14 protein-coding genes are annotated in these 18,823 nt (G+C 57.1%); 9 read left to right on the top strand and 5 right to left on the bottom strand.

Annotated elements, in window-relative coordinates; all coding sequences use genetic code 11:
- Positions 1-8: 8 nt before the first annotated feature.
- The 3 genes from BAA01_14310 to BAA01_14320 form a co-directional block, all read right to left on the bottom strand.
- Positions 9-818 (bottom strand): hypothetical protein, encoded by an 810-nt coding sequence (locus tag BAA01_14310; protein ID OUM88799.1) that lies wholly within the window; start codon positions 816-818, stop codon positions 9-11.
- Between the two features lie 171 nt (positions 819-989).
- Complete coding sequence (locus tag BAA01_14315) at positions 990-2,177, bottom strand: aromatic amino acid aminotransferase (protein ID OUM88800.1); 1,188 nt, start codon at positions 2,175-2,177, stop codon at positions 990-992.
- The gene (locus BAA01_14320; protein OUM88842.1) at positions 2,174-2,689 is read right to left on the bottom strand and encodes an AsnC family transcriptional regulator; all 516 of its coding nucleotides are present in this window, start codon (positions 2,687-2,689) and stop codon (positions 2,174-2,176) included. Before BAA01_14320 ends, BAA01_14315 begins: the two co-directional genes overlap by 4 nt.
- Before the next feature lie 342 nt (positions 2,690-3,031).
- Between BAA01_14320 and BAA01_14325 the strand changes: the two genes are divergently transcribed.
- The 9 genes from BAA01_14325 (at position 3,032) to BAA01_14365 (ending at position 15,780) form a co-directional block, all read left to right on the top strand.
- On the top strand, positions 3,032-3,718 hold the full coding sequence (locus tag BAA01_14325; GenBank protein ID OUM88801.1) for a cell division ATP-binding protein FtsE: 687 nt from the start codon (positions 3,032-3,034) through the stop codon (positions 3,716-3,718).
- A complete protein-coding gene (locus BAA01_14330; protein ID OUM88802.1) occupies positions 3,708-4,601 on the top strand; it encodes a cell division protein FtsX in 894 nt (297 codons plus the stop codon). Before BAA01_14325 ends, BAA01_14330 begins: the two co-directional genes overlap by 11 nt.
- 53 nt (positions 4,602-4,654) lie before the next feature.
- Positions 4,655-5,893: a hypothetical protein gene (locus tag BAA01_14335; protein OUM88803.1), complete on the top strand. Its 1,239-nt coding sequence runs from the start codon at positions 4,655-4,657 to the stop codon at positions 5,891-5,893.
- Positions 5,894-6,104: 211 nt separating this feature from the next.
- Positions 6,105-7,568 (top strand): peptidase S41, encoded by a 1,464-nt coding sequence (locus BAA01_14340; GenBank protein ID OUM88804.1) that lies wholly within the window; start codon positions 6,105-6,107, stop codon positions 7,566-7,568.
- 54 nt (positions 7,569-7,622) lie between these two features.
- Complete coding sequence (locus tag BAA01_14345; GenBank protein OUM88805.1) at positions 7,623-8,816, top strand: hypothetical protein; 1,194 nt, start codon at positions 7,623-7,625, stop codon at positions 8,814-8,816.
- Positions 8,817-8,928: 112 nt separating this feature from the next.
- Positions 8,929-10,959: an excinuclease ABC subunit B gene (locus tag BAA01_14350; protein OUM88806.1), complete on the top strand. Its 2,031-nt coding sequence runs from the start codon at positions 8,929-8,931 to the stop codon at positions 10,957-10,959.
- Between the two features lie 32 nt (positions 10,960-10,991).
- On the top strand, positions 10,992-13,868 hold the full coding sequence (locus BAA01_14355; GenBank protein ID OUM88807.1) for an excinuclease ABC subunit A: 2,877 nt from the start codon (positions 10,992-10,994) through the stop codon (positions 13,866-13,868).
- Positions 13,869-13,908: 40 nt separating this feature from the next.
- On the top strand, positions 13,909-15,099 hold the full coding sequence (locus tag BAA01_14360; GenBank protein OUM88808.1) for a hypothetical protein: 1,191 nt from the start codon (positions 13,909-13,911) through the stop codon (positions 15,097-15,099).
- 3 nt (positions 15,100-15,102) lie between these two features.
- Positions 15,103-15,780, top strand: a complete 678-nt coding sequence (locus BAA01_14365; protein OUM88809.1) for a hypothetical protein — start codon at positions 15,103-15,105, stop codon at positions 15,778-15,780.
- Between the two features lie 69 nt (positions 15,781-15,849).
- On the opposite strand, the gene BAA01_14370 is transcribed toward BAA01_14365, so the two are convergent.
- Both BAA01_14370 and BAA01_14375 read right to left on the bottom strand, forming a co-directional pair.
- Entirely contained in the window at positions 15,850-17,310 is a 1,461-nt protein-coding gene (locus tag BAA01_14370; GenBank protein ID OUM88810.1) for an aldehyde dehydrogenase, read from the bottom strand.
- Between the two features lie 121 nt (positions 17,311-17,431).
- Complete coding sequence (locus tag BAA01_14375) at positions 17,432-18,805, bottom strand: aminotransferase (protein ID OUM88811.1); 1,374 nt, start codon at positions 18,803-18,805, stop codon at positions 17,432-17,434.
- Between the last annotated feature and the right edge of the window lie 18 nt (positions 18,806-18,823).

Consider the following 18,823-nt stretch of genomic DNA (forward strand, 5'->3'; position numbering starts at 1 on the left):
TTCGCAAATTACCGCGCTGTTTCCGCCGTGCGGTTCGGCATCCAGCTGGGGTAGATGGGCGCCAGGGCGGATGTGGGATCGGCCTGGATGCTGTAAGGCGGGATGGGGTAGCGGAGGCCGTTTCTGGACAGGTGCGCCAGGCCTTCGATGCATTTGGGCAGGTAATGGGGCGGCATGGCCATGAGCAATTCGTCATCCTGAACTCCGCCGTACCGGCGTTCTGCGTAACAGGGAATAGAGAGGCTGGGCTCGCCGGTGGCCAGGGCACGCCCCCAGGAGTCGGCACAGGCGCTTTCTCCCACCACGCTCCAGTGGAACTTTTTATACCCTGCCCATTGCAGGCCGTTGATCAACAGGATCATTTGTCCCGGCGTAGCGTAGATCAGGCAGATGTCCGGCGGGTTGAGGCGGCCGGAGGACAAAGGAGCGACAGCCATCGCCTTGTAGCGGCCAAACGGGACCACATCCAGGGCTTGCTGATGCGCGGCGGCGTCTTCCTCGGTTTCAAACCAGACGCCTGCCATGGGTTTGCCGGAAAGCCAGGTTTCATCCTGCGGATGCAACCCGAGAATGGCGCTGCACTGAACCATCAGGTTTTCCGCCGTCACGCCAACGGTCCAGCCGAGACGGGCCGCCTGGGCAACCACCTGATCCGCCAGCACCATGTCCTGGGGTCTTCGGATCTTTGGAATCGCTTCCATTTCTTCCACAGATTCGAACAGTTTCATCCCGATTGGAATGGCTTTCAGCCGGAGATACTGGTTTAAATCGTCAACGAGTTTCTTCCAATCGTAGTTTGCAGACTCGGAATGGTTCATGGCGATTCTCCTTTTCTTGATTTACTTAATTTATCTATTTATTTTTGTCTATTTATTTTGGTGACCACGTTTTGAATTATTCGTCAATTATCCGTATACCGATCCGCAAGAACGAGTCTTTCCTGACTTCGGTTCTTGCGGGATTCGGCACAAGCGGCTTGGCGACGGAGGTCAGCGGAGCCGCTGGAGAAAACGGGCCATCCGTTCCAGGGCCTCCGTGATCTGTTGCACGGACGTCGCATAGGAACAGCGAATGTAGCCGTGGCCGCTTTTTCCGAACACATTGCCCGGGACCACTGCCACGCCGGCCTCAAACAGGAGGCGTTCGGCAAATTCTTCTGATGTCAGGCCGGTCTCCTTGATGGACGGAAATGCGTAAAACGCGCCTTCTGGCTGATGGCAGGGAAGGCCAATCTGATTCAAGCCCTTGATGAACAGGTTGCGCCGTTGCTTGTAGGAGAGAACCATTTCGCGCATCTCATCGAGGCCGTTGCGCAGCGCTTCCACCGCGGCCATTTGCGACATGATCGGTGCGCAAAGCATGGTGTACTGGTGTATTTTCCGCATCAGCTCAATCACTTCCGGATGGCCGCAAGCGTATCCGATCCGCCAGCCTGTCATGGCGAACGCCTTGGACATGCCGGAGATCAGGATGGTCCGGTCTTTCATGTCCGGCAGGGAAGCGATGCTGACGTGTTTTCCCTCGTAAGTCAGTTCGCCGTAAATCTCATCCGAGATAACCAACAGATCATGGCGGCGGATCACCTCTGCCAGCGAGGCAAGCTCCTCCTTGCGCAAGGCGGCTCCTGTCGGATTGTTGGGAAAACAAAAGATGATGGCCTTGGTGCGCGGAGTGATGTGCCGCTCGAGCTGTTCCGCTGTCGGCTTAAAGCCTGTGCGGGCATCTGTGTCCACTGCGACCGGGGTGCCTCCGGCCAGGGTGACACACGGCGCGTAGGAAATATAGGCTGGCTCGATAACCAGCACCTCATCCCCTGGATTGAGAATGGCGCGCAACGCCAGATCGATCGCTTCGCTGGCCCCGACGGTAATGAGGATTTCTTCTCCCGGCTCATACCGCAGCTGGTATTGTCCCCACAGGTACTCTGCAACCGCCTCCCGCAATGCGGGGAGACCGCTGTTGGACGTATAGGTGGTGTATCCCTGTTCCAGCGCTTCCACGCAGGCATCGCGCACCTTCCAGGGAGTGACAAAATCGGGTTCGCCAACGCCGAGCGAGATGACGTTGTCCATCGTGGAAACGAGATCAAAAAAGCGGCGGATGCCGGAAGGAGGGAGCGCACTGACCGTATGCGACAGACGATGCCGGATGGATGAAAGGGCGAGTCGCTTGCTCATGGCGTGATCACCATGCGCCGGTCATCCGATCCGTCATCGAAGATGACACCATCATGTTTGTATTTTTTTAGGATAAAGTGGGTGGTGGTGGATATGACCGAATCCAAGGGAGAGAGTTTTTTGGCCACAAATTCCGCAATTTCGTGCATCGTCTTGCCCTTTACAATGACGGAGAGATCGTAGGCTCCCGACATCAGGTATACCGCCTCCACTTCCGGATAGCGGTAGATGCGCCGCGCGATCTCGTCAAAGCCGACGCCTTTTTTCGGCGTCACCTTGACATCGATCATGGCCGTCACTGGAACATGATCGGTCTTGTCCCAGGCGATGGTGGCCGTGTATTTGAGGATCACTTTCTTGTCTTCCAATTCCTTGATCAAGGCGTCTACCTCTTCTTCCGAGGTGGCCAGAAGGCCGGCGAGCGTCGGAATGTCGTAGCGGCTGTTGTCCTCCAGCAGGTGAAGCAACTGTTGAACCAGTTGCTGTTTCGCTTGTTTGTCTGCAGATTCCATCCCCATCAATCCATTGGCTCCCTTTCAAGTAAACTTCATTCCCATTTTATCAAATCCAGATGGAAGAATTCTAGAAGCGGTACCCTCAAAAATGGGCGGTACGATGTCGAAGAGGATTATTAGGAGATTTTTGAAGCAGATGTCAAAAATTGCATCCTCGGCAGCGCCGGATGCATGATATAATACCCGGCGTGAAGGGACGTTTGTCGGCGAAATGTGGCAATTTGCCGTGAAAACCGCTTTTTTGTCTTGTTACAGAATTGTAATAGAGGATTTTGCTGATATGTGTCGAAGGTTTAATATTGTCTGGAGCTGTCCGGGCTAAGGGACGAGGTGAACACCATGATCGATCTGTTCGATGTCTGGAAAACCTATCCCAATGGTTCTCATGCCTTGCGTGGCGTCAATCTTTCGATCAAGCATGGCGAGTTTGTTTACCTGGTCGGCCCGAGCGGCGCCGGGAAGTCCACATTGATCAAACTGATGTATCGCGAGGAAAAACCGACAAAAGGCCAAATTTTCTTTGACGGGTTTAACCTGTCCCGCATCAAGGAGCGGGAAATTCCCAAGATCCGCCGGAAAATTGGCGTCGTCTTCCAGGATTTCAAGCTGCTCCATCGCTTGACCGTATATGAAAATGTCTCCTTCGCCCTGGAAGTGGTCGATACCCCGAAATCACGCATCAAAAAACGTGTCGAACAAGTGTTGGAGCAGGTGCAGTTGCTACATAAAAAGGAACGTTATCCTTCCGAACTATCCGGCGGCGAACAACAGCGCGTCTCGTTGGCCCGCGCGCTGGCCAACAAGCCTTCGGTGATCATCGCGGATGAGCCGACCGGCAACCTCGATCCAGATACATCGTGGGATATCATGCAGCTGTTTGTGGAGATCAACCGGCAAGGCACAACGGTGGTCATGGCGACACACAACAAGGAGATTGTCAACACCATTCGCAAACGTGTGATCGCCGTGGAAGACGGTCGTATCGTTCGCGACGAGCAGCGGGGGGAATACGGATATGATCGCTAACCGCCTGCTTCGTGCATTGCGGGACGGACTGAAGAGCATCGTCCGCAACGGCTGGATGAGCTTTGCGTCGGTCAACGCGGTGGCCTTGTCGATGCTCATCCTCGGGTTGTTTTACTTGCTGGTCAGCAACATCAATCACTTTACCTCTACGGTGGAAGACCAGGTCGAGATGAAGGTGTACATGGAACTGACGGCAGGAGAGCAGGAGACCAAACAATTGGAAGAGCGTCTTCGGAACGATCCTGCGGTCAAGGAGGTCCAGTTCATCCCCAAGGAAAAAGGATTGGAGCAGTTTTCGGAGAGCCTTGGCGAGCGAGGCCAGCTGCTTGAGGGGCTGAAGGAGGAAAACCCTCTCCCGGATGCGTTTCTCGTGCGTACCTACGAACCGCAGCAAATCGCCCCTCTGGCGGAGCAGCTCAAGCGATTGGAGACGGTTCGCAACGTCAATTATGGCCAGGAGTATGTGGACAAGCTTCTCTCCTTTACGGATGCGGTGCGCTGGGTGGGGCTGATTTTGGTGGCGTTGCTGGCTGTGACCGCTGTGTTTCTCATCTCCAACACCATACGCATCACCATCTTCTCGCGCCGTCAGGAGATTGAGATCATGAAGCTTGTCGGGGCTACCAACTGGTTTGTCCGTGGCCCATTTCTTGTGGAAGGGATCCTGCTGGGGGTGTTTGGCGCCCTGATCCCCGCGCTGCTTCTGGGGATTGGGTACAGTGTGATGGTGGACAAGTCCCAGGCCACGCTGGCCATGTATTCGATCGAACTGTTGCCTGTTTATCCGCTGACCCTGCAGTTGACAGGGATTTTGCTGTTATTCGGCGCATGCATCGGCGGTGGCGGAAGCTGGATTTCGGTCAGCCGTTTTCTGCGCGTATGACAAATGTTTCTGCAGTCAAGGCTCAGGCAAGTTCGTAAAAGGGGGACAAACCGTTGAGTTTCCAGAAATCGGGTTTTAAGGGTTCATGGAAGAAGCGTTCCGCAGTTGCGGTGCTCTCAGCGGTCGTGGCATTGTCTGCTGCCATTCCCGCAGCTGCGAGCGGAAACGTGGACAAGCTCAAAGGCGAACTGAACAGGCTGACGCAGCAGGAAAAAGCCGCGAAGCAGAAAATCGAGCAGGCTCATGAAAAAATCAACCGGCTGACCAAGGATCGGGAGGCCGTCAACCGGCAGATTCAGCAACTGGATGCCCGGATTGGTCAGGCGGAAGAGCAGCTGGCGAGGCTAAAGGGCCAGATTGATCAGACGTCACAAAGACTGGCTAAGGCGAAACAGGAGCTGGCGGAAGCCGAGGAGCGCGTGGCGAAGCGGGATGAATTGCTCAAGACACGCGTCCGTTTTATGTATGAAAACGGCCACCTCAGCTATCTGGAGGTGCTTTTCGGCGCCAAGAGCTTTTCCGATTTGCTGGATCGGATCCAGGCGATCCAGTTGATCGTCAGCCAGGACTTTGATCTGCTGGAGAAACAAAAGGCGGACCGGGACGCAATCGCCCGGAAGAAATCGGAAATTGAACAGCATTTGGCGTCCCTGAATCAGTTGAAACAACAAGCTTCCCATCTGAAAGCCCAACTGGAGGCGGAACAGCAACGGAAAAAAGCGCTGGTGGCTCAGATCACGGCTGCCATTGAAGAGACGGAAGAAATCGAGGAAGAGGAACGGCAGCGCCTGCTGGCGCTTGCGGCGGAACGAAGCAAACTGCAGCAGCAGTTGCGCAATTCGCAGAACCGTCCTCGGCAAGGCAGCTCATCCCGCTCGGGCGGTTATGTGGGCAGCGGCATTTTTTCCTGGCCTGTGCCTAGTTCTAGATACGTCTCATCCGATTTCGGGTACCGCAATCATCCCATTAGTAAGACGAGAAAATTCCATAAAGGCATCGATATCGCTGCGCCGCAGGGGACGCCGATTGTGGCCGCCGAAAGCGGAGTCGTCCTGGTCGCAGGCTGGTCAAGCGGATATGGAAATACGGTGATCATCGATCACGGAGGAGGTGTCTGGACGCTCTACGGGCACATCCGTCAGGGCGGCATTCACGTCAGTGTCGGACAACGGGTGGAACGCGGACAGACCATCGCCGAAGTGGGATCCACCGGCAACTCCACAGGCCCGCACCTGCACTTTGAAGTGATTGTCAACGGCAACGTGCAAAGCCCATGGAATTACGTACGGTAAGCATGCCATATCATGAACCGCATAGACAACGTATCCCGCCACACTTTGGAAATGGGGCGGGAATTTTTTGTTGGAAAATGTTCTTTTTTGTCTTTCCAGCCCCTATGGTTCGGAAATCGTTTATGATAGAGATAGGGATTGGCAAGCAGGTGAACATGTCTGGGCACATTGATTCATAGATTGTACCAGATGGCAAAGGATGGTGAAGTGAGTGAGACGAAGAACGGTGGTCGTTCTCTTGCTGGTCGTCGCATTGGCGAGCAGCTTGGTGACCCAAATCGTGCTGGCTGGAGAGGGCGGGCTTCTGAGCCGGCTCTGGAAAAGCTCCGGACTTGCTTCCATGGCGGGGGCCGATTCATTGGACGAGGCGGAGCTGGACAAGTTGCTCAGGACTTATCGCCTGATCAAGGAAAACTACGTGACGCCCGTCGATGACCAGACGCTCCTGGATGGGGCGATCCAGGGAATGGTGGAATCCTTGGAGGATCCTCATTCCACATATATGGATCCGCACTCTGCGGAACAGTTTCAGGATTCTCTGGAATCCTCCTTTGAAGGGATCGGCGCGCAGGTGATCATGCAGAACAACCGGGTGACCATCCTCGCTCCGATTAAGGGCTCGCCGGCGGAGAAGGCAGGTCTTCGCGTCAACGATCAAATCCTGGCGGTCAATGGAGAGTCACTGGAAGGGTTGAGTCTCACAGAGGCCGTCGCCAAAATCCGCGGGCCAAAAGGGAGTAAAGCGGAACTGCTGGTTGCCCGTCCCGGTTTGGAGGAACCCCTGAAAATTACCGTCATTCGGGACGAGATCCCGCTTGAAACCGTCTATGCGGAAAAAATCGGCGCGTACGGACTGATCCAGATCACACAGTTTTCCCTCAACACGGCACAGCGTTTTGAGGAAGAATTGAAGCGACTGAAGGAGCAGGGGATCAAGGGCCTGGTGATTGACGTGCGGGGCAATCCGGGCGGTTTGCTGGAAAGCGTCGTGGAAATTGCGGACACCTTGTTGCCGGCAAAATCGGTGATCGTACAGGTTGAGGACAAGCAGGGAAACCGTGAATTAACCTATTCATCCAAAAGACAGGCAGTCGACATGCCAATGGTCATTCTCGTCGATGAGGGCAGCGCCAGCGCCTCCGAGATCCTGGCCGCCGCATTGCAAGAGTCGGGAGGCGTTCCAGTCGTCGGTACCCCGACCTTCGGCAAGGGAACCGTCCAAAATACGCTTTCGCTGGAGGACGGCAGCGAGTTGAAACTGACCGTTGCCAAGTGGCTGACGCCCAAGGGGAACTGGGTGCATGAAAAAGGGGTGAAACCGGACTACGAAGTGAAGCAACCGGATTACTTTACGGCTGTCCCGCTAAACCCCTCCACGACGCTGAAACGGGAGATGAATACCCTGGAAGTGAAAAATTTGCAGATGGTCCTGAAATCGGTAGGATATTCGCCAGGCCGCGATGACGGTTATTTTGATCAACAGACGGAAAATGCGGTCAAGGCTTTTCAGCGGCTGTCCAAGCTGCCCCCCACGGGCGTGGTCAATGCGGAAACGGCCGTGCGGCTCAACCAGGCATTGATGGAACGGATGCAGGACAAGGAAAGAGATCTTCAGCTGCAGACGGCTTTGAAATTATTAGAAAAGCGGGTCGAGAAGCAGGAAACCGGCCAATGATTGTGGAATACATACCCACGTGAGACAAGCGCGTGGGTATGGACAGGTGAGGATATGAACTTATTGTCGCAATTGTTGTTCCTTCTTTTCCAGTCACTAGGGGAATGGCTGCTCACTCCTTTTTTTTACGTGACCGTCCTGCTCATCGGTTGGCGAAATATCCAGCTGGTGCGGGAGGAGCGGGAGATGCTCCATCTGCGGTTGCATGCGCCGTTTGTGCGGACCGCCAGGCAGTTGCTTGAAGGAGTGCTCATCAGCTTTCTGATCAGTGCCGTGCTGTTGGCCATTGGCGTGGTGTTTTCCGCGCAGGGTTTTGCGCTTCTCTGGGGTGCAGCGCTTCTCCTGTTTTTGGTCCGGCGGCGCCTGCAGCCGGTCTATGGCGCGTTTGCCTTGTTTTGGCTGGCGGGCGTGCTATTGCCGATGGGGCCGTGGAAGGAATCCCAAATTTGGTGGATCGACGCGTTCCAGGAAACGCACTGGCCCTCCTGGCTGGTGCTGCTGGGTTTATTGCAGCTGGCGGAGGCCTGGATGTTCCGCCGTGATGTCCGCCGTCATGCCTTTCCGCTCATTTTTCAAGGCAGGCGGGGCCTGCCGATTGGCGGTTACCGGATGGAAGGATGGTGGCCGCTTCCCTTGCTGGTGTGGGGCCCGGCGATGGATGGAGGCCTTTCGTTTTCAAACGCCGGGTGGCCTTTTTTTGCGTGGGCTGACGTCACCTTGACAATGATTCCCCTGCCGCTGTATATCGGCGCCGGCGTGGCCAGCAAGGCTCTTTTTCCAGCGCAACAGGCCTCTTGGTGGGTGCAGCGGCGGCTGGCAGGCGGGCTGCTGGCCCTGATTCTGGCAGTGGCCGGCCAGGTTTTGCCAGGGTTCGCGGGCATCGGTGTATTTCTGTTTTTGCTCTGGGAGTCAGGGGTTTGGGCGGCCCATTATTGGCGCGAACGGAACGCCGATCCGCTTTTTGTTCCGGATAAGCGAGGGCTGAAGGTGCTGGCGGTCCTGCCGGAGAGCGCCGCAGAGGCGCTGGGCATCCAGCCCGGTGAGGTGGTGACCCGGGTGAATGGCCAGCCCGTGCATTCAGCCAGCCAGCTGTACCACGCTGTGCAGGCCAATCCCGCCTTTTGCAAGCTGGAGGTGTTGGACCGGCACGGCGAAGTGCGCTTTTTGCAGCGGGCGCTTTACGAAGGGGAGCACCACCAGTTGGGCATCATCCCGGTGCCGTCGGATAGGCGGAACCGTTCTTCCTGATCCCCTTCCTGATTCCCTGCTTGATTCTCTTCCCGATTCCGGTTTTCCCGCGGCAGCCTTTTTCTTGTTTCGGTAACGCGTATGATATAATAATTCCCGAGGTGAAACGGAGATGGACCGATTCCAGCTGGTATCCGAATACGAACCGAAAGGCGACCAGCCAGAAGCGATTGCCAAACTGGTCGACGGGATCCGGAAGGGCAAGAAATATCAGACCTTGCTCGGCGCGACGGGGACCGGGAAGACGCTGACCATGGCCCACGTCATCGCCCAGGTAAACAAGCCGACGCTGGTGATTGCGCACAACAAGACGCTGGCTGCCCAGCTTTGCAGCGAGTTCAAGGAGTTTTTTCCACACAATGCGGTGGAATACTTTGTAAGTTATTACGATTATTACCAACCCGAAGCTTACATTCCGCAAACCGACACTTACATTGAAAAGGATGCCAGCATCAACGACGAGATTGACAAGCTCAGACACTCGGCTACCAGCGCCCTGTTTGAGCGGCGCGACGTGATCATTGTGGCCAGTGTCTCTTGTATCTATGGCTTGGGAGATCCGGCGGAGTACCGGAGTTTGGTCCTCTCCCTGCGCGTCGGCATGGAACGCAGCCGCAACGAGGTGTTGCGCGCGTTGGTGGATATTCAATACGAACGGAACGACATCGACTTCACCCGCGGCACCTTTCGGGTGCGGGGGGATGTGCTGGAGATTTTTCCAGCCTCCCGCAGTGAGCAGGCGGTACGGGTGGAGTTTTTTGGCGATGAAATCGAACGGATTACCGAGATCGATGTGTTGACGGGCGAGATCATCGGCGAGCGGGAACACGTGGCCATCTTCCCGGCGTCACACTTCGTCACCTCCGAGCCGGTGATGCGCCGGGCGCTGGAGCGCATTGAAAAGGAACTGGAGGAGCGCCTGGCGGAACTGCGGGCGGCCGGAAAGCTGCTCGAGGCGCAGCGTCTGGAGCAGCGGACGCGGTATGACATGGAGATGATGCGGGAGATGGGTTATTGTCCGGGGATTGAAAACTATTCCCTGCACCTGACCGGCCGCGAACCGGGGTCTACCCCGTATACCTTGCTTGATTACTTTCCGAAAGATTTTCTTATTTTGATCGACGAATCGCATGTGACGCTGCCGCAGTTGCGGGGGATGTACAACGGCGACCGGGCCCGCAAGGAGGTGCTGATCGAACACGGTTTTCGCCTGCCGTCGGCGGCCGACAACCGGCCCCTGAAGTTTGAGGAGTTTGAACGGCACATCAACCAGATCATCTTTGTCTCGGCCACGCCGGGAGAGTATGAGCTGGAGAAGGCGCCGGATGTGGTGGAGCAGATCATCCGGCCCACCGGCTTGGTCGACCCGGAGGTGGAGGTGCGTCCCATCGCCGGGCAGATTGACGATTTGATCAGCGAGATCAACAAGCGCGTGGAGCGGGATGAGCGGGTTCTGATCACGACGCTGACCAAGCGCATGGCGGAGGATTTGACCGATTATCTGAAAGAGGTCGGGATTCGCGTCCGCTACATGCACTCGGAGATCAAGACGCTGGAGCGGATGCAGATTCTGCGTGACCTGCGGCTGGGCGAGTTTGACGTCCTGGTTGGGATCAACCTGCTGCGGGAAGGATTGGATCTGCCCGAGGTATCGCTGGTGGCGATCCTGGATGCGGACAAGGAAGGTTTCTTGCGGGCAGAGCGGTCGCTCATTCAGACCATCGGACGGGCCGCGCGAAACGCCAACGGCAAGGTGATCATGTACGCCGATCAGATCACCGAGTCGATGCGCCGCGCGATTGATGAGACCAACCGCCGCCGGGCGATCCAAATGGCGTACAACGAAAAACACGGGATCACGCCGCAGACGGTGAAAAAGGCGGTCCGGGACGTGATTGAAGCGGTCAAGGTGGCCGAGCAGAAGGCAGATTACCTTGACGAGCGGCGGTTCAAGGAGCTGGCCAGGAAAGATCGCGAGCAGCTCTTGGCCCGTCTGGAGGCGGAGATGAAAGAGGCGGCGCGCAACCTGATGTTTGAGCGGGCTGCTGAACTGCGCGACCTGATTATTGAACTGAAGGGCGAGTTGAAACCCCTGAAAGGCCAGCGGGAGCCAAAGCGCGGCAATAAAGTGGCCGGAGAGTGAGTGGACAGAACGTTGAAGAAAGGAAGGCGCGAATGAGACAGGACAAAATAGTCGTCAAAGGGGCACGTGTGCACAACCTGAAAAACGTGGACGTGGAGATTCCGCGTGAAAAGCTTGTGGTTTTCACCGGCCTCAGCGGTTCAGGCAAGTCCTCGCTGGCCTTTGACACGATTTATGCCGAAGGGCAGCGCCGTTACGTGGAATCCCTGTCCGCTTATGCCCGGCAGTTTCTCGGGCAGATGGACAAGCCGGATGTGGACATGATCGAGGGATTGTCCCCGGCCATCTCCATCGATCAGAAGACGACCAGCCGCAACCCCCGTTCCACCGTCGGCACGGTGACCGAGATTTATGACTACCTGCGTTTGCTTTTCGCCCGCATCGGACGGCCTCACTGTCCTGAGCACGGCATCGAAATCACCTCCCAGACGGTGGAGCAGATGGTGGACCGGCTTCTGTCCTATCCGGAACGGACGCGCCTGCAAATCCTGGCGCCGCTGGTGCAGGGCCGCAAAGGGGAACATGTCCGGCTGCTGGAGGAGGTGCGCAGGCAGGGGTTTGTCCGTGTCCGGGTGGACGGCGAGATCCGTGACCTGAGCGAATCGATTCAGCTGGAGAAAAACAAGAAACACACCATTGAAGTGGTGGTTGACCGGATCGTCCTGAAGCCGGACGTGGCCAGCCGCCTGGCCGATTCGCTGGAAACGGCGCTGCAGGCGGGAGACGGGCGGGTGCTGGTGGATGTGATGGGCCACGAGGAAATCCTCTTCAGCCAGAAGCTGGCCTGTCCGATCTGCGGCTTCAGCCTGCCGGAATTGTCGCCGCGGATGTTTTCGTTTAATAGCCCGTACGGCGCCTGTCCGGCCTGTGACGGCATTGGCAGCCAGATGGAGGTGGACGTGGATCTGGTGATTCCCGATCCATCCATGACGCTGGCAGAAGGGGCGATTGCGCCCTGGGTCGGCAGTTCCTCCAACTATTACCCCCAGCTCCTGGCTGCCGCCTGTGCCCACTTCGGCATTGATATGCACCGGCCAGTCCAGGAACTGCCGAAAGAACAGCTGGACAAGATCCTCTATGGCGCCCCGGATGAGCTGATCCGTTTCCGCTTCGAGAATGACTTTGGCCAGGTGCGCGAGGCGCGGATTCCGTTTGAAGGGGTGATTCCCAATCTGAGCCGCAGATACCGGGAGACCACTTCGGAGATGGTGCGCGAGCAGATTGAAGGTTATATGTCGATTCGTCCGTGTCCCGCCTGCCAGGGCAAGCGGCTGAAGCCAGAAGTGTTGGCGGTGCAGGTTGGCGGGCGGAATATTGCTTGGGTGACCGAGCGAAGCATTCGCGAGGCGCTGGAATTTTTTTCTGAACTGGAGCTGAGCGACAAAGAGCGGCAGATTGCGCACCTGATTCTGAAAGAGATCCGCTCCCGGTTGCAATTCCTCGACAACGTCGGGCTGGATTACCTGACGCTGAGCCGTTCGGCGGGCACGCTTTCGGGCGGCGAGGCGCAGCGGATTCGCTTGGCGACACAGGTCGGCTCGCGCTTGACCGGCGTGCTCTATGTGCTGGATGAACCCAGCATCGGCCTGCATCAGCGGGATAACGACCGGCTGCTGAACACGCTGAAGGAAATGCGTGACCTGGGGAACACCTTGATTGTGGTGGAACATGACGAGGATACGATCCGGGCGGCCGATTACATTGTGGACATCGGCCCGGGCGCGGGGGCGCACGGTGGCCAGGTGGTTGCCTGCGGCACCCCGGAAGAGGTGATGCAATCCCCGGACTCCCTGACCGGGCAGTACCTGAGTGGCCGCCGCTTTATTCCCGTCCCGCTGAGCCGCCGAAAGCCCGGTGAGAAGTGGCTGGTGGTGAAGGGGGCGAGCGAAAACAACCTGCAGGAAATCGATGTTCACCTGCCGCTTGGCCTGTTTATCTGTGTCACCGGTGTCTCCGGATCGGGAAAAAGCACGCTGGTCAACGAGATCATACGCAAGGCGCTGGCCCGCATCCTGCATCGGGCAAAGGAGAAGCCGGGAGCGCACCGGGCGATCGAAGGCGTCGGACACCTGGACAAAGTCATCGACATCGATCAGTCGCCGATCGGCCGTACGCCCCGTTCCAACCCGGCCACTTACACCGGTGTGTTTGATGACATCCGTGAGCTGTTTGCCCAGACGCAGGAAGCGCGCGTACGCGGTTACAAGAAGGGGCGTTTCAGCTTCAACATCAAGGGAGGCCGTTGTGAAGCATGCCGGGGGGACGGGATTATCAAGATCGAGATGCACTTTCTGCCAGATGTGTACATTCCCTGTGAAGTGTGCCGCGGCAAGCGCTATAACCGGGAAACGCTGGAGGTGCGCTATAAGGGCAAGTCGATTGCCGATGTGTTGGAAATGACGGTGGAAGAGGCGCTGGACTTTTTCCGGAACCACCCGCGGATCCAACGAAAGTTGCAGACCCTCCATGATGTCGGCCTCGGATACATGAAGCTCGGACAGCCGGCAACGACCCTCTCAGGCGGGGAAGCGCAGCGGGTCAAGCTGGCCTCGGAGCTGTACAAGCGCAGCAACGGCCGGACGCTGTACATCCTTGATGAACCGACGACCGGCCTGCATGTGGCCGATGTGGATCGGCTCCTGAATGTGCTGCAGCGGCTGGTGGAGAATGGCGATACCGTGCTCGTGATCGAACACAACCTGGACGTGATCAAGACGGCCGACTACCTGATCGACCTGGGTCCGGAGGGTGGCGATCGCGGGGGGAATCTGGTGGCCTGCGGAACCCCGGAAGAGGTGGCCGAACACCCGACTTCCTATACGGGGCGCTATCTGAAGCCAATTCTGGAACGGGATCGGCGCCGGACGGAAGAACGATTGGAACAGCTGGTGGGCATGTCCACCGGCTGATCCGGCGAGCAAGTCCGCTGATGAAGGAGAGGAGATACGGATGGGAGAAGAGCAGCGACTGATCTTGGAGATGGTCCAGCAGCGGACCATCACTCCGGATGAAGCGGTGAAATTGCTGGAGGCGCTGGAACCTTTCGCCCTCATTGCCAACACGGCGGCAACCAGCCCCCGTGAGCGAAAGCGGGGTAAGCGGCCAGCCAGGGATGACTTTTTTCCTGTACCGCACCAGCTGTCTCACGAAGAAAAGGAGGAGCGGAGAGAGAGCTGGGATGCAGAAGCAGAGGGAAAATGGAGTTCCCGTTGGAGCTTGCTCAGCACGCGCCTTGGCGAGGTATTCGAATCGGCCATTGAAAAGGTTCGGGGGCTTGATTTTGATCTGGGCGAGTTTCACTGGGGCAATGTGCATACGGTGGAAGAGGTTTTTTCCGGCGAAATGGATGTCAAGCAGCTGGCCATCGCGATTCCGCATGGTACCGTTCAATTGCGCGGATGGGATGACTCGGGATACCGGATTGAAATCCGGGGTTATGTAAAAGAAGAGATGGAAGAAGAGGCTTTGCGTCTCCTCAGGAAGCAGGTGCGTTTCAAAAAAGAGGAACGGATTTTTCTGGAGCTGGAAAAACAACGCCGCTTCCGTGCCGAGGTGCGGGCCTACGTGCCGCGCGCCTGGCTGGAAGAGCTGATTGTCGTCACCCATCACGGCGCCATTCAATTGCAGGACCTGGACGTGGATCGGCTGGTATTGCACAGCTATAATGGAAATATTGCGATCAACAAGGTAGTGGGCCAGCGCTTGGATGCGACCGCCGCGAACGGCAAATTGGAAGTGACGGAATGCCGATTCCAGGAAACCAACCTTTCCGGCGTGAACAGTCCCATTGAAGCGGCCGGAGCGTTTGGAGACACATCCTGCAGGACGGTCAACGCATTGTTGCATCTCCAGCTTGCCGAGCCTGTCGAAGGACAGGTTTTCCTGAAGGCGACCAACGGGTCCATTCGCGTGAGCCTGCCGGAAAACGTTTCCCTCCAGGGGGAGCTTGCCGGGGCATTCGGCAAGATTTTTAACGAATTGACAGACATCGAAGTGCTCGGCGAGGTCAAAGAATGGCTGAATCACACCTACAGTTTTCGCACGCGTGAGACGGAGCAATTTCATCTCCAGTTGATGGCCAGTTGCACCAATGGCAGCATCTATCTGCAACATCACCAGGAATCAGTAGGGGAGATCTGAAGCATGAAAGAAGGGTACCGGCTGACCCAGGAAGAAAAGGCCACTTTGCAATACCGTGTGACATCCAAATTGCGCGAGGCGATTCTGCGGGGCGAATTCCGTGAGGGCGATCGGCTGATACAAGAAGAATGGGCGGAAAAATTGGGCGTGAGCCGGATGCCGATTCGTGAAGCGTTGCGGCAACTGGAGATGGAGGGTCTGGTTCGCATCGAGCCGCACCGGGGAGCCATTGTCATTCCGGTGTCGATTGAGGACGTGGAAGAGATTTATTTCCTGCGTGCCCTGCTCGAAGGCATTGCCGTTGAAAAGTCGCTTCCATTTTTGGAGGAGGCGGATCTCGAGGAACTGGAAAGTCTGGTGGAACAAATGGAAGCCTTGCCGGCCAATGAGGCGGCGGTGGAGCAGTATGTACGCTTGAATGCCCGCTTCCACCGCATCTTGCGGGAAGGCTGCCCGTGGCGGCGGATCCACGGGATGATTGACACATTATGGAAAGGCATTCCCCCCATTACGCCAAGCTTGTTGTCAGACCAGATCCGTGAGGCCCGCCAGGAACACCGGTTGATGCTGGAACATGCCAAGGCGAGGCGGCCAAAGGAGCTGCGGGAGGTGCTGGAACAGCATATTTTCCGGACGCGGGACAAATTGATTGCGTTTATGGCAAAGGAAAAAGGGAGGTGAACCTGTCAGGGTTCGCCTCCCGTTTCGTTTCCATATGGCCTGTGGCGCCTCGCGTGAAGCGTGCGTGGGTTAAGCCTGGCTGCCCCTGTTAAACCGGAGCGCCACGTTTTTGACCTGTGTGTAGTAGCGCAATGCTTCCAGACCTTTTTCACGGCCAAACCCGCTCTTGCGGTAACCGCCGAACGGCATTTCGACGCCGCCGCCCGCCCCGTAGTTGTTGATGAAAATCTGCCCGGCCCGGATTTTTTGGGCCAGGTAGTGGGCGGTATGGATGTTGGTTGTCCAAATCGCAGCCACCAGTCCGTATTCTGTGCTGTTGGCCAGATGGATGGCTTCCTCGGCCGTCTCGAAAGTGAGAACCGACAGGACAGGGCCGAAAACCTCTTCACAGGCCAGCCGGTCCTGCGGCTTGACCTTGTCAATCACCGTCGGCTTGAAAAAGAATCCTTTGGACAATTCACCTTCGGTGGCCACCTCGCCGCCAGTGAGGATCACCGAACCCTCCTCTTTGACCACCTTCATATAGCCGAGGATGCGATCCAGCTGCTTCTTCGAAATAATGGGCCCCACATCCGGATCGGACAGTCCGTGGCCCAGCGTCAACTGCTCCATCTTTTCCACAACCCGCCGGACAAATGGCTCGTGAATCGATTTTTGGACGAGCAGACGGGAACCGGCCGAACAGGTCTGGCCGGCGTTCTGGGTAATGGAGCGGACCACCCAGGCGGCCGCCTCTTCCAGATCGGCATCGGCAAAGACAATGTTGGGGGACTTCCCGCCCAGCTCCAGCGTGACGGGTACCACGTTTTCGGCGGCTGCCTTCATCACTTGCGTGCCGGTGGCGACCGAACCGGTGAAGGTCAGCTGATTGATGTCGGGATGGCCGGCCAGCGCCGCTCCCGCTTCCGGTCCGTATCCCGTAACGACGTTCAGCACGCCTGCGGGAAGCCCGATTTCCTCTGCAATCCTGGCCACCTCCAGGGCGGTCATCGGCGTGTCTTCCGCCGGCTTTACCACCACCGTGTTGCCTGTGGCCAGCGCCGGGGCGATCCCCCTCATGGCGATCTGTATCGGATAGTTCCAGGGAATGATCTGCGCCGAGACGCCCAGCGGTTCCCGCAGCGTGTAGTCCAGAACATCCGGGCGGATGGGGATCGTTTCGCCGAGCAGCTTGTCGGCCACACTGCCGTAATATTCACAGTACCGGGCCGCCACTTCCACGTCGGTGCGGGCTTGGGAGATGGGTTTGCCCGTGTCCAGAGATTCCAGGCGGGCCAATTCCTCTTTGCGGCCGCGAATCCGTTCCGCCATCTTAAAGAGGAATCTTCCCCGCTCGACCGGCGGGATGTCGCTCCATGCCGGCGATTCAAAGGCTTTGCGTGCGGCGGCGACCGCTTTCGCAACGTCCTCGGCTGTGCCGCGCGGAACTTCAGCCAGCGGCTCGCCATTGCCCGGATCGATGCTGACCATTGTCTCCCCGCTTGAGCTGTCACACCACTGGCCGTCAATGTACATTTGATATTTTCTCATCCCTAACCCTCCCCATGTCAAACACAACGTAAGTAGACACGAATGTCAGAATTCGCTCATGATACGGGATGCCTATGTTAGGCGGTGCATACGTATGCTTGTTGGCATGCTAGGCAGCACTTTAGATTTGCGCGGCAACTTCATCAATTGCCTCGGCCAGAATCGCCACCATTTCTTCAATTTGCGCCGCATTGATGATTAACGGCGGGGCCATGGCCACAATCTGGGAACCTTGAATGGCGATGGCACGGACAATCAGTCCTCGCCTCAATGCCGCGTCCGCCACCTTAAAGGCGATGCCGGAGTCGGGATCAAAAAGTTCTTTCGTCGTTTTGTCACGGACCAGATCGAGAGAAGCCAGCAGGCCTCTTGACATCACATGGCCGACAATGGGTGACTGTGCTTTCAACTCATCCAAGCGCCGCCGCAGCAATTCGCCCATTTTGGCGGCGTTTTCAACCAGGTGCTCGCGCTCGATGATGGCAATGTTTTCAAGTGCCACCGCACAGGCGGTCGGATGTCCGCTGTACGTGTAACCGTGTGCCATCACTCCGCTGGAGAGCGCGGCCAGTTCGGCGTGCATTCGTTCGCTGATGACCACTCCTCCCAGCGGAACATAGCCGCTGGTGATGCCTTTGGCAATGGTCATGATGTCGGCCTGCACGCCTTCGTGCAGCATGCCGAACCATTTGCCGGTCCGGCCGAAGCCGGTGATCACCTCATCAGCGATGAGGAGGATGCCGTATTCATCACAAATCTTGCGCACTTCCCGAAAATACCCTGCCGGCGGAACGATGACCCCGCCCGCTCCCTGAATGGGTTCAAGAATGATCGCCGCCACGGTTTCCGGACCTTCTTTTTCAATCAACCGGCGGATGCTTTGAGCTGCACAGGCCAGCTGACAATCCGGCGGCGTCAAATTGAGTTCACAGTGATAGCAGTGGGGAGCGGGCACGTGCAGAAACCCCTCGGCCAATGGGCCGGCCATCTCCCGGAAAGCAGGAATGCCGGTGGCGCTGGTGGAGCCCATGGCGATGCCGTGATACCCCTTGTTCCTGGCGATGATTTTGAAGCGGTGTGGTTCGCCTTTCAATTTGAAATAATACCGGACCAGCTTAAATGCCGTGTCATTGGATTCTGAACCGCCGGATGTAAAAAAGGTGACATTCAGATCCCCGGGCGTGATGGAAGCCAGCTTTTCCGCCAGGCGGATGACCGGTTCATGGCTAAAATTGTTGAAGGAAGAGCTGTAAGCCAGCTGACGCATCTGGTTGAATGCTACTTCGGCCAGTTCCCGGCGTCCATGCCCCACGTTGACGTTCCAGAGGGAAGAAAGGCCGTCGATGTAACGCTTGCCTTGGGTGTCATACACGTAAACGCCTTCACCGCGTTCCAAAATCAGTTTCGGGCCGTGATGGAAATGGTCCTTGATGGAGCTTGTCGGGTGCAAATAGTATCGTCTGTCCGCTTCTTTCAGTGCCAATGTCGTACCCATAGCGAACTCCTCTCCCGC

This window comes from Bacillus thermozeamaize, assembly GCA_002159075.1.
Classification (GTDB): Bacteria; Bacillota; Bacilli; order ZCTH02-B2; family ZCTH02-B2; genus Bacillus_BB; species Bacillus_BB thermozeamaize.

Excerpts from the sequence above, each read along its gene's own strand:
- BAA01_14315 (OUM88800.1), bottom strand. The coding sequence starts at position 2,177 with ATGAGCAAGCGACTCGCCCTTTCATCCATCCGGCATCGTCTGTCGCAT.
- BAA01_14375 (OUM88811.1), bottom strand. The coding sequence starts at position 18,805 with ATGGGTACGACATTGGCACTGAAAGAAGCGGACAGACGATACTATTTG.
- BAA01_14355 (OUM88807.1), top strand. The coding sequence starts at position 10,992 with ATGAGACAGGACAAAATAGTCGTCAAAGGGGCACGTGTGCACAACCTG.
- BAA01_14310 (OUM88799.1), bottom strand. The coding sequence starts at position 818 with ATGAACCATTCCGAGTCTGCAAACTACGATTGGAAGAAACTCGTTGAC.
- BAA01_14365 (OUM88809.1), top strand. The coding sequence starts at position 15,103 with ATGAAAGAAGGGTACCGGCTGACCCAGGAAGAAAAGGCCACTTTGCAA.
- BAA01_14360 (OUM88808.1), top strand. The coding sequence starts at position 13,909 with ATGGGAGAAGAGCAGCGACTGATCTTGGAGATGGTCCAGCAGCGGACC.
- BAA01_14345 (OUM88805.1), top strand. The coding sequence starts at position 7,623 with ATGAACTTATTGTCGCAATTGTTGTTCCTTCTTTTCCAGTCACTAGGG.
- BAA01_14350 (OUM88806.1), top strand. The coding sequence starts at position 8,929 with ATGGACCGATTCCAGCTGGTATCCGAATACGAACCGAAAGGCGACCAG.
- BAA01_14325 (OUM88801.1), top strand. The coding sequence starts at position 3,032 with ATGATCGATCTGTTCGATGTCTGGAAAACCTATCCCAATGGTTCTCAT.
- BAA01_14370 (OUM88810.1), bottom strand. The coding sequence starts at position 17,310 with ATGAGAAAATATCAAATGTACATTGACGGCCAGTGGTGTGACAGCTCA.
- BAA01_14330 (OUM88802.1), top strand. The coding sequence starts at position 3,708 with ATGATCGCTAACCGCCTGCTTCGTGCATTGCGGGACGGACTGAAGAGC.
- BAA01_14320 (OUM88842.1), bottom strand. The coding sequence starts at position 2,689 with ATGGAATCTGCAGACAAACAAGCGAAACAGCAACTGGTTCAACAGTTG.